This window comes from Rhizobium sp. CG4 (assembly GCF_023701965.1).
Lineage (GTDB): Bacteria > Pseudomonadota > Alphaproteobacteria > Rhizobiales > Rhizobiaceae > Agrobacterium.
Map to the genome: position 1 here is coordinate 149,531 of NZ_JABAEG010000001.1, position 11,606 is coordinate 161,136.

General features: G+C 55.2%; 11 protein-coding genes. 4 read left to right on the top strand and 7 right to left on the bottom strand.

All coding sequences use genetic code 11. From position 1 onward, the window contains the following. Nucleotides 1-99: 99 nt before the first annotated feature. On the top strand, nt 100-1,638 hold the full coding sequence (locus HGO37_RS00750; RefSeq protein ID WP_250981758.1) for a sensor histidine kinase: 1,539 nt from the start codon (nt 100-102) through the stop codon (nt 1,636-1,638). Nucleotides 1,639-1,643: 5 nt separating this feature from the next. Here the strand turns inward: HGO37_RS00750 and HGO37_RS00755 are convergent, their stop codons facing one another. Continuing rightward, entirely contained in the window at nt 1,644-2,048 is a 405-nt protein-coding gene (locus tag HGO37_RS00755) for a diacylglycerol kinase (RefSeq protein ID WP_250981759.1), read from the bottom strand. Nucleotides 2,049-2,063: 15 nt separating this feature from the next. After that, nucleotides 2,064-3,080, bottom strand: a complete 1,017-nt coding sequence (gene cobT / locus HGO37_RS00760) for a nicotinate-nucleotide--dimethylbenzimidazole phosphoribosyltransferase (protein WP_250981760.1) — start codon at nt 3,078-3,080, stop codon at nt 2,064-2,066. Nucleotides 3,081-3,221: 141 nt separating this feature from the next. Between cobT and HGO37_RS00765 the strand changes: the two genes are divergently transcribed. Both HGO37_RS00765 and HGO37_RS00770 read left to right on the top strand, forming a co-directional pair. Continuing rightward, on the top strand, nt 3,222-4,004 hold the full coding sequence (locus HGO37_RS00765; protein WP_250981761.1) for an adenosylcobinamide-GDP ribazoletransferase: 783 nt from the start codon (nt 3,222-3,224) through the stop codon (nt 4,002-4,004). 52 nt (nt 4,005-4,056) lie between these two features. Beyond that, nucleotides 4,057-4,764 (top strand): TIGR02281 family clan AA aspartic protease, encoded by a 708-nt coding sequence (locus HGO37_RS00770; protein ID WP_250981762.1) that lies wholly within the window; start codon nt 4,057-4,059, stop codon nt 4,762-4,764. 17 nt (nt 4,765-4,781) lie between these two features. On the opposite strand, the gene HGO37_RS00775 is transcribed toward HGO37_RS00770, so the two are convergent. From HGO37_RS00775 to HGO37_RS00795, 5 genes are all read right to left on the bottom strand, one after another. Then, the gene (locus HGO37_RS00775) at nt 4,782-5,543 is read right to left on the bottom strand and encodes an ABC transporter permease (RefSeq protein WP_250981763.1); all 762 of its coding nucleotides are present in this window, start codon (nt 5,541-5,543) and stop codon (nt 4,782-4,784) included. After that, nucleotides 5,540-6,466 (bottom strand): ABC transporter ATP-binding protein, encoded by a 927-nt coding sequence (locus HGO37_RS00780; RefSeq protein ID WP_192488883.1) that lies wholly within the window; start codon nt 6,464-6,466, stop codon nt 5,540-5,542. The genes HGO37_RS00775 and HGO37_RS00780 overlap by 4 nt, the downstream gene beginning before the upstream one ends. Before the next feature lie 94 nt (nt 6,467-6,560). Then, complete coding sequence (locus tag HGO37_RS00785) at nt 6,561-7,382, bottom strand: sulfite exporter TauE/SafE family protein (protein WP_192488665.1); 822 nt, start codon at nt 7,380-7,382, stop codon at nt 6,561-6,563. Nucleotides 7,383-7,717: 335 nt separating this feature from the next. Continuing rightward, nucleotides 7,718-8,932 (bottom strand): extensin-like domain-containing protein, encoded by a 1,215-nt coding sequence (locus tag HGO37_RS00790; protein WP_250981764.1) that lies wholly within the window; start codon nt 8,930-8,932, stop codon nt 7,718-7,720. A 161-nt stretch (nt 8,933-9,093) separates the two neighbouring features. Continuing rightward, nucleotides 9,094-10,908, bottom strand: a complete 1,815-nt coding sequence (locus HGO37_RS00795) for a methyl-accepting chemotaxis protein (RefSeq protein ID WP_250981765.1) — start codon at nt 10,906-10,908, stop codon at nt 9,094-9,096. Nucleotides 10,909-11,277: 369 nt separating this feature from the next. Between HGO37_RS00795 and HGO37_RS00800 the strand changes: the two genes are divergently transcribed. Further along, nucleotides 11,278-11,589 (top strand): DUF1883 domain-containing protein, encoded by a 312-nt coding sequence (locus HGO37_RS00800; protein ID WP_192488662.1) that lies wholly within the window; start codon nt 11,278-11,280, stop codon nt 11,587-11,589. The last annotated feature ends 17 nt before the right edge of the window (nt 11,590-11,606 follow it).

Genomic DNA, 11,606 nt, shown 5'->3' on the forward strand with positions numbered 1-11,606 from the left:
AATCCTTTTCACAAATGGCAAACAAATAGTTTCACAGCAGCATCTTCTTAAGATTTCGCGGTTAGTGTTTCAGCCATTCGTGTCATTCCTGTTGTATCAATGAGTAAAAGCGTCAGCACATCAACAGACAAGAACATTGTCGACCGCTCCAAAACGCACCGTAACAAGGCGGTGGCGAAGGCAGTGAAGTTGACACGCGAACGCTTGCAATATGGTCAGGGCGGAAATCACACCTTTGACCGTGACATGCTGGAAATGCATATAAGCACAGCACTGCACGGCGCAACGATCATGCCGCTTTTCATTGTGTTGGTCACAGGTTTGGGTGTGTATTTAACACGCGAAGCCAATCTTGTGGCTTGGGCCATCTGTGCGCTTGGCATTCACGCTGTGTCGCTGATTGCTGCCAAACGGGCCAACAAGCAGGAACTGACGGCCATTTCCACCACCCGGTGGCACAATATCTTCCTGGCAATCCAGATTATTACCGGCTGCGTCTGGGCCTACATCGCCGCCTATGAAGCGCCGCCTGCGGTGCAACCCGCCTATTTCCTGTTCTTCAAGGGCGCGACCCTGCTGATTGCGCTGGCAATCATCTCCATGTCGAATGCCATGCTGCCGCGTGCGGCAATGATGACATTCCTGCCGGTTTTGACCGCACTGATTATCGTAGCGGCCACATCGCGTTCTGTTACTGGCATCAGCGTTGCTGCGATGTTCATCGTTGCCATGCTGTTTTTCCATTACCTCACTGACCGGCTTGCCAAATCCAACATCAAGCTTTTGTCCTTCCAATCGGAAAAGGACGATCTGATTGCCGAGCTTGAAGTGGCAAAGTCCATGTCAGACGAGGCCCGTCGCCGCGCTGAAGAGGCAAACCTTGCCAAGTCGCGCTTCCTGGCCTCCATGTCGCATGAGCTGCGTACCCCACTCAACGCCATTCTCGGTTTCTCCGAAGTGATGGCAACTGAGGTTCTGGGGCCACTCAACAACCCGCTCTACAAGGAATATTCGGGCGACATTCATCGGTCCGGCAAACATCTGCTCGACCTGATCAATGAAATCCTCGACCTGTCGCGCATCGAAGCCGGTCGTTACGACCTGCATGAAGAAACCATGTCGCTGCTGGATCTGGCAGAAGATTGCATCGGCATGATCCAGCTTCGTGCCCGCGCCAAGAACATTTCCATTGCCCAGCAGTTCGAAAGCAGCCTGCCGCTGGTCTGGGCCGATGAAAAGGCTATCCGTCAGGTGGTTCTGAACCTGATGTCCAACGCCGTGAAGTTTACCCCGCAGGGCGGTGAAATCATGATGAAGGTCGGCTGGACCGCCGGTGGCGGCCAATACATTTCCATCAAGGACAATGGCCCCGGTATTCCCGAGGAAGAAATCCCGGTCGTGCTGTCAGCATTCGGTCAGGGATCGATTGCCATTAAAAGTGCCGAACAGGGCACTGGTCTTGGCTTGCCGATCGTGCAGGCCATTCTGGCCAAACATGATGGCCAATTCATTCTGAAATCGAAACTGCGTGAGGGAACGGAAGTCATCGCCATTCTTCCGGCCAAACGCGTGCTGCAGAGCCTGCCTGCCGTTGAAGACACGCAGGCAGTCCAGCCGCGCAAACGCTCATTCGCCTAAGATCGTCAGCCCGGAAACAGGTTGACGACCAGTGCGTAAACGACAAATCCGGCATTGATCAGGATAAGGCAGAAGACCGCAAGTGAACCGAGGTCCTTTGCGTGGCGACCGACCGATGAAATCTCCGGCGAAATACGGTCAACCAGTTCTTCGATCGCGGTATTGATGGCCTCAAACGCAACCATCAGCAACATCAGCATGACAAAAATCAGATAGTGCACGAAGGGTGCACCAATCACTGCAAACAGCACCAGACCTGCAAACAGCAGAATAACCTCGTGGCGGAATGCAGCCTCCTGCCACAGGCGTTGAAGCCCCTGAACGGAGTAGCGCAGGGCGGCAAACAAATGCCTGATACCCTTTTCCTTGACGAAAGCTGCCGGCTTGTCGGTTGATTGTGTTTTTGTCATTCAGCGGTCTTCACTTCAGCTGCGGTTGGAAACGCCAGCGGCATCAAATGTTGCCATGCCGGAGTGGCAGGCTGCAGCGGCCTTGACGATACCGGCAGCAAGTGCAGCGCCGGTACCCTCACCCAGCCGCATGCCAAGTGCCAGAAGCGGTGTCTTGCCCAGCTTTTCAACGGCAGCCAGATGGCCGGGTTCACCCGACACATGGCCAATCAGGCAGTGGTCGAGTGCGGACGGGTTCATGGCCTTGAGAAGGGCCGCAGACGCTGTCGCGACATAACCATCGATCAGCACGGGGATCTTTTCCATGCGTGCCGCCAGAATGGCACCAGCCATCGCCGCAATTTCACGACCGCCAAGACGGCGCATGATTTCAAGCGGGTCAGACAGATGGTCCTTGTGGAATTCGACGGCGGCTTTGACGGCAGCAATCTTGCGCGCCATGACATCACCTTCAGACCCGGTGCCGGGACCGGTCCAGTCTTCAGCCGTGCCGCCGTAAAGCGCCAGGTTGATAGCTGCCGCAATCGTGGTGTTGCCAATGCCCATTTCACCAATGCACAGCAAGTCGGTGCCACCGGCAATCGCTTCCATGCCAAAGGCCATGGTGGCCGCGCAGTCACGCTCGGAAAGAGCCGCTTCAGAGGTAATGTCACCGGTAGGATAATCCAGCGCCAGATCAAAGATCTTCAAGCCCAGGTCATTGCTGACACAGATTTGGTTGATTGCCGCACCACCGGCTGCAAAATTCTCGACCATCTGCTGGGTCACGGAAGAAGGATAAGGCGTGACACCATGTTTGGTAACGCCGTGGTTGCCGGCAAAGATTGCCACCAGCGGACGGGTGACGGACGGTGCCCGTCCCGTCCATGCGGCAAGCCACATGGCAATTTCTTCCAGCCGACCGAGAGAACCCGCCGGTTTGGTCAGCTTGGCATTACGCTCCTTGGCGTCAACCAGCGCATGGGTCGAGGGACCGGGCAGATCGTGCAGCAGCGTACGAAAATCGTCGAAAGGCAGGCCGCTCATGCTCATGATATCAATCTTCCTCGTTCATTCCGGAAACTTGTAATTTTCCGGCAAATCAGTCTTTGTTGCCCCTCTCATAGTCGGGGAATGTTTCAGGAACAACCGGAAATCGCCCCTTTTGAATTCCGTCAAGACAGGAACTGCATCATGGACATCAACGCGTTCATAACCGATCTGGCAAGAGCCGTTGGTTTTCTCGGACGCTTTCCGGTGCCGCAGCACTTCTTTGACGGTTATGACGGCAAGATGGTCCGCCTGTCTCGCACCTTTGCCTTTGCAGGTCTGCTGATTGCCCTGCCCGCCGCTCTGGTGTTTTTGATCTTGCTGTCGCTGGATGCCAAACCGCTTCTCGCCAGCATGATAACACTGGCAGTTATGGTTTTTTCGACAGGCGCTCTGCATGAGGATGGTTTTGCCGATACGGCCGATGGTCTCGGCAGCGGCCGCACCGGCGACCGCATCATCGAGATCATGAAAGACAGCCGCCTTGGCACCTACGGTTCCGTTGCGCTGTTCTTTTCCTTTGGCCTGCGGGCGGCCGCACTGACGACACTTGGTGAAACGCTGACACCCGTCGGTGCCGCTGCGGTCTTTCTGGGCGCGGCAGCGCTCAGCCGCGGCCTGATGGTGTGGCATTGGACGGCAACACCCTCTGCGCGGCAGCAAGGGCTCGCATCATCGGTCGGTCAGCCGGACAGCACTGCCCGCAACACCGCTGTGATATCGGGAGTGGTGATTGCGTCGGTTCTGGCACTGCCATTCGTCTCCATCTTTGCACTTGTGCTGGCATTTGCTGCCGTGGCCGTTGCCATCACAATTTTTAATGGTTTCGTGGTGAAAAAGATCAACGGCCATACCGGTGACACCATTGGCGCGACACAACAAATCTCGGTGATTGTCTGGCTATGCACCCTTGCTCTGACAAGCTGAAACACAAATATTGTGAGTGAGCATTTATGGAATATGTGAAAGGCCGATTTGCATGAGCCGTTTGGTGGTTGTTCTCGTCGTACTGGGCATCGGTCTTGCACTGCTTATTCTCAACAATGACACCGGCCAAACCTTCGGAATTGAAAACGACCAGTTCGGCCGCCTGCTCTATTTACTGCCGATAGCCGGACTTCTGTCTGTCGGCGTTCTCAATGCCAGCCGCGGCAACCTGCCGCTGGTACTGCGCCAGATCGCCATCTGGCTGGCCATCATTCTCGCACTGGTGTCCGGTTATCTTTACCGCGATGATTTCCGCCGTTTCGGCGAACGCCTGCTGGCTGGCCTGATGCCGGGCCGCGCTGTTGTGGTAACCACCAGCGAAGGCGGACAGGAAATCATTCTGCACAAATCGATGAATGGCCATTTTGAAGCCAATACGCAGGTCAACGGCATCGCGGTGCATATGCTGGTGGACACCGGCGCAAGCTCGGTCGTGCTGTCAGCCAGTGATGCCCGCAAGATTGGCCTGCACCCAGAAAATCTGAATTATACCGTCACCGTCATGACGGCGAATGGGCGCACCACTGCCGCCCATGCCATGCTTTCGGAACTGTCGATCGGTCCGATTTCCCGCTCCAACATTCCGGCCCTTGTCGCAGGCGATGGTCAACTTGACCAAAGCCTGCTGGGCATGAGCTTCCTGTCTACCCTCGGCTCCCTGCAAATGCAGACAGATGAGCTGCGGCTTAGAGACTGGTAAACCGCAGAACCGGGCTGTCAGTTGCGCAGCTTGTAGCCAGTGTGGAAAATCCAGCCGACAACCGCAAGGCATGCCGACAGGAACAGTGTGATCATCACAAGGCTGATCACTGGGTTCACATCGGCAATCTCATAGAAACTCCAGCGGAAACCGCTGATGAGATAAAGCACAGGATTGAAGTGGCTGACCGTCTGCCAGAATGGCGGCAACATATCGATGGAATAGAAGCTCCCACCGAGGAATGTCAGCGGTGGCACCACCAGCATCGGAATAAGGTTCAGCTGTTCGAAGTTGGTGGCCCAGATGCCAATGATAAAACCGAACAGGCTGAAACTGACCGCCGTCAGCACAAAGAACAGTACCATCATGCCGGGATGGGCAATCGATATGTCCACAAAGAATGATGCGGTGATCAGAATGATCGTCCCGATCATCAACCCCTTGGTGGCCGCCGCCCCGACATAACCGAGCAGAATTTCCACCATCGACACCGGAGCCGAGAGGATCTCATAGACCGTGCCGGTGAATTTCGGGAAATAGATACCAAAGGAACCGTTGCCAATACACTGGGTCAACAACGTCAGCATGATCAGGCCTGGCGTGATGAAGGCACCGTAGGAAACGCCACCAACCTCTTGAATCCGCGAACCGATCGCCGTTCCGAAAACGATGAAATAAAGGGATGTCGAAATGACTGGAGACACGACACTTTGCAGAAGCGTGCGGCGCGTCCGCGCCATTTCAAACAGATAGATGGATTTGACCGCTTCAAAATTCATTTCGCGTCCTCCAAAAGTGCCACGAATATATCTTCCAGAGAGCTTTGCCGTGTTGAGATATCGCGAAACTGGATGTTTTCGGCCGACAGCATCGACAGCAGGCCGGCAATACGCCCCTGCTCGCCATTGCCGTCATATTCATAGGTCAGGCAGGAGCCATCGGCAGACAGCAGCAGGTTGAACGAACCAAGACTGTCGGGAATGACTGTTATCGGCGTCGTCAGTTCAAGCGACAGTTGCTTGCGGCCAAGCTTGCGCATCAGGGCCGTCTTTTCTTCCACCAGCAACAACTCACCGCCATTGATGACGCCAACCCGGTCGGCAATTTCTTCGGCCTCTTCAATATAGTGGGTGGTCAAAATGATGGTGACGCCATTGGCACGCAGCTTTTCCACCACCCGCCACATGTCACGGCGCAGCGCCACGTCGACACCTGCCGTCGGTTCATCCAGGAACAGCACCTTGGGTTCATGCGCCAGCGCCTTGGCAATCAGCACGCGACGCTTCATGCCACCGGAGAGTTCACGCAGCATGTTGTTGCGTTTCTCCCAGAGCGACAGCGATTTCAGGATGCTTTCGATCAGCTCTGGATTGCTTTTCTTGCCGTGCAGGCCACGTGAGAAGCTAACCGTGTTCCACACCGTTTCAAACTGGTCGGTTGTCAGTTCCTGTGGCACGAGGCCAATCAGTTCGCGGGTCTTGCGAAACTCGCGCACCACGTCATGGCCCGCCACCAGAACCTGGCCATCGCCGGGGTTCACAAGGCCGCAAATAATGGAAATCAGCGTCGTTTTCCCGGCACCATTCGGCCCAAGCAGCGCCAGGATTTCACCTTCAATGATGTCGAGATTGACGCCCTTCAGCGCCTGAAACCCATTGGCATAGGTTTTCGTCAGGTTCCGGATCGAAACAATGGCATTCATGATGATTCTTTCGCAGGATAGATTGTCGATTGCCATATAGGGCTTCGTATCGCGCAAAACCACCCTGACACGAAATCATCGCATAGCGATCATCTCAACCATACACGCTGTAGAAAAACTGCGCCGCGACAACGACCAGAAACACGCCGAACGCGCGTTCCAGCTGCTTTTTGCTCAGCGCGTGTGCCAGCCGCGCACCATAGGGTGCAACAATCAGCGTGATCGGGATCAGCAATGCCACCGCAATCCAGTTGATATAACCGGTCGAAAGAGGCGGCAGACCGGCAGCGCCCCATCCAGCCCAGATGTAACCGGCAAGACCCGGCAGAGAAATGAGCACACCGACACCGGAAGATGTGGCAACGGCCTGATGGATGGAGCGACCATAGAGCGTCATGAAGGTGTTGTTGAGCACACCGCCACCAACACCCATAAGGCCTGAGAGAATGCCGATTGATGTGCCAACCAGAAACTTTGCCGGGTTTGGCGGCAGGTCATTGCCCAGATGCCAGCTTGAACGGTTGGCAATCATGCGGAAGGCAAGCACCAATGCGATACAGGCAAAGATAAGTCGAAGCGCGACACTGGACGCATAGGCAGCGATGGCAGAGGCAATCAGCGTGCCGAGCGGCACCGCGATAATCCAGCCTTTCAACAGCGCGGTATCAACGGCACCTTTCTGCTTATGCGTCATGAACGAGCGAATGGATGTCGGAACGATGATGGCCAGCGACGTTCCCAGTGACAGATGCATGCGCACGGCCTCCGGCACATCCAGCAGACCGAACACATGGTAAAACACCGGCACCAGAACCGCACCGCCACCAATGCCGAACAGACCGGCCAGCAAACCGGCAACAACTCCTGCCGTGGCGAGGGCTGCGGCAAACATGGCAATCTCGGTGACAGGCGGCACGGTACTCTCCTGATATCTGGAATTTTGAAAAACTTGTTTTCAAGGAAATGGGGCAAGGACTGTCATCAATATGTGATGGTCTTACCGTATAGAACACCCGTCGCAAGCACACTGATCAGGCTTGCGGTACGACTACAAGGTTTCAGTACGAAAATATATTCGGTGACGAACGTGTTTTGAATGTCGTCACAGATTATTGGTTTTATCATTTCAGCGGCAGCGACACCCCGCGTCACTGCCTCATCATGATGCCGGCCTTAGCGCCGGCATTTTTTTACAACCTCGAAGTCATGTTGTTATCGCAAGATCGCTACTCACCTATGTACCGCATTACGTTAGTCGCAGTGGCGATAACCGGATTTGCGGGTGCGCAGATCAAAGTGGAAATGGTTCCAGTGGTCCTTGTCACTACCAGGCCCAAGCACCGTCGAGAAATATTTGCAGCTGTCGCTGCGGACAGCTTTCAACAGACCCTTTTCGCGGAAGGCAAAGAAGCCCTTTTTGCGAACATCGATTTCCTTGCCGTTCTTCAACGTGATTGTGCCGATATCGATGGCATTGCCCTTGGCATGTTCAGACCACGGATTGCTGGCACGCGAATTCATCTTGCGGCAGGAATAACCGCCCATCGGCGTAATGCGCCCGACACCGGACATGTAGCGGAAACGCGACGACGGCACGAGTTCGAACTTTACCCATTTGGCAAAGGCAAGCGTCACCTGGCAGTTGAGCTTGACCGCAGGTTTGATCGCCACACCGCTGGCGAGACCATTGAGCTCCAGCGGGTAATCGATACCGCAGGTCGGGCCATCGGCAATACGTGCCACATCGCGGAAGGACACACCCAGACGACGAAGCTCCGACCGGCAGGCCACTTCCGACTGCGGCATCATGCCGGGAGGTGCGGAAGAACGGTTTGACTGCGCCGGGTTTTGCGGCATCAACATCGCCACGTCCTGGACCGGCTGACCAGATGATTGCGGGCGTGGAGACGCCGCTGCCCGCGATGGCATGCCCCAGCCGGCAGGCAAAACGTTACCACTCGTCTGTACCGGATTGTCAGTGCCAATGCCGTCCACAACCGGCTGGTTGGTCATGCCTTCGGCCAACTGATTGTCGCCAATCTGGTTTTGCTGTTCTTCGGCAAGACCTGTAACCGGCTCTACGCCGAGCATCGCATCCATGTTGACGCCATCCTGCGACGTCCGCAGCACGCCAAGCGATCCATTGGCGGGATTTCCATTCGACGCCGAGGAGACACCCATGGCCTCTTCGCTGTCTATGCGCGGCAAAGGCTGCGGCGTTGGCGCCGACATCAACTGCGGCTCACGATACGTGCCGTCATTCATGTGCATGGCCGAACCGGCGGAGGCGACACCATTGGCGGGATAAGCCTGCCGCGCAGGTTCACGGGATGGCTGAATCGCGCCCACACGGGTGGTGCCGTCAATCGACGCAGGCGGCACCAGACCCTCTGCCGAGCAGGCCGTCAATACCGTCGATATCATGAGCAACGCCACTGGGCGGCGCGGAAGGGAAATAAACGCCATACGATAACCACTTCTGCGGCCGCACAATGCGGCAATCGCTAAAATATTAACGAAACGAGGTAAACGAAACCTTTCGACCCCGACCGTAAATCCACCCGGCATAATTTAGAACAAACAAAAAAGGCGGCAAAAGCCGCCTTTTTCCTGTGTCGAAACCAGTGTCAGGCGGCGCGCGACGTTGCGCCATAACGCTCCTGCTCCAGCACGAAACCTGATAGCAGAGAGCGCAATTCACGGCTTTCATTGGCCAGCGTCTGGCTTGCAGCCGTGGTTTCCTCCACCATTGCCGCATTCTGCTGGGTCATCTGGTCCATGTGGTTGACGGAGGTGTTGATCTCATGCAGGCCAGTTGCCTGTTCGCGGGCAGCAGTGGCAATGGTGTTGACATGTTCATCCACCCGGTTGACCAGCTTGACGATCTCTACCAACGCCTCACCGGTGGAACGCACCAGCGACACGCCGTTTTCAACTTCATTGGCAGAGCTGTTGATCAGCGTCTTGATTTCTTTGGCAGCATTTGCGGAACGCTGCGCAAGTTCACGCACTTCCTGGGCCACCACCGCAAAACCACGACCGGCCTCACCGGCACGTGCGGCTTCGACACCGGCATTCAGCGCCAGCAGATTGGTCTGGAAGGCAATCTCGTCGATAACGCTGATGATCTGGTTGATCTGGCGCGACGAGTCCTCGATGCGGCCCATAGCATCAACGGCATTGCGAACAATATCACCTGAGCGACCAGCACTCAGCTTGGTCTCACCCACCATGGTGCGCGCTTCATTGGCACGGTCCGATGCAGTGCGAACGGTGGCGGTGATTTCATCCAGCGCCGCAGCGGTTTCTTCCAGTGCGGCCGCCTGCTGTTCGGTACGACGCGACAGGTTGCCCGTTGCCTCATTGATGTCGCTTGCACTGTCACTGACCACGTGGCTGGTGCGCGAAATCGAAGAAATGACCTGATGCAGTGCACTGGACGCCTTGTTGAAATCAGCGCGTAGCTTCGCATATTCGACACCGATATCGTCGACATGCACAGTCAGATCACCATTGGAAAGACGCTCCAGCGCAGAACCGAGGGCGTCCATGGCATAGGCCTGTTTCTCCGACACCGAGCGCAGCGCCAGTTCGTTGCCGTGCCGTGCTTCTTCTATCTGCTTTTGCTGGGCCACTTCTCGTTGCTGCAAGGCGCTACGTTCATTGACGGAATCGCGCAGTACCAGCAAGGTTTTGGCCATGGAGCCAATCTCATTGGTGCGATCCAGGAACGGTACGTCGACAGCGCCATTGCCATCGGCAATGCTTGTCATCACGTCACGAACGCGCGCGATTGGTCCAGTCACACTGCGGACGATGAAATAAGCGCCAGCAGTGATGGCGGCCGAGCCGATGACACAGATGGCAATATAAAGCTGGGCTTCCTTCCAGAAGATCGCAGCAAGGTCATCAACGTAAACGCCGGTGCCGACAACCCAGCCCCACGGCGTAAAGCCGGCCACATGTGAGAACTTCTCGACCGGATCAGGCGAACCCGGCTTTGGCCAGTAATAGTCGACAAAGCCCTGCCCGCTGGCCTGAACGGTTTTAACGAATTCCACGAACAGGAACTTGCCATTCGGGTCCTTGTCACCGGTCAGGTTCTTGCCATTCATTTCCGGCTTGATAGGGTGCATAACCATGGTCGGCACCATGTCATTGATCCAGAAGTAACCACTGCCCTTGCCGTAGCGCATTGTGGCAATCGTTGCCTTGGCCTGTTCCTGAGCGGCTTCACGGGTCAAAGCGCCGCTCTGCTCCATTTTGTAGTATTGCTCAAGAATAGCGATAGCGGTGTGGTTCAGGGATTCAAGTCCTGCCTTCCGCTCCCGCTCCATTCCGCGGTAACTTTCAAACAGGCTAAATGTTAAAGCAGCCGCCAGCAGCGTAAGAAACAAAGCGACAAGCATATAAAAGCGCATGGATATCGTTGTGTTTTTCATATGTCGGACCACTTGAATATATTTCGATAGATAAAGTGATCATCCGGAAACATTTATTATGAATAAATTTAAATTAGACATAAGTAATGCGCTGCAGCCAAACAAACACAAAAATAAACACTGCAGAATGCAAGCAACTGTAAATATTAATACCGCAACGCACAAAAATGCAAATTATGACAGGTGATTTTTACATACGTCAAAACCAGGTAATTGGTTCTCTAAGCGACCAGTAACCCACGATTAGTGGTTTGTTTCTGTGCCAGGCCGGCACAAAAGCCTGACCTGTCCTGGCATCTAAAGACCTCGTTAACGATCCGCGCTTACGATGACAGGACGTAACGATTGCAAGCAGACACGAGTAATAAAATGGCAAAGCCAAGCTTCCGCTTTACCCATTACGACCTGAAAGAACTCCGCGCGGGTTCGACAATTGAAGTGAGCCTTAACGGCGTCAACAACGTTCGGCTAATGACAGCTGTGAACTATCAGCGATTTACCGAACTGCTTGATTTCAAGTATCTCGGCGGTGTCGCCAAAAAATCACCTGTTCGCATTGCCATTCCCGAAAGCGCACACTGGCACCTGATCGTCGACATGGAAGGCCATGCCGCTCTGGCAGAATCCTCGGTCAAAATGCTGCCTGCCATACCCCAGCAGGTACAGCGCAAGGCTTCCTGATGATCTGCCTGCGGCTA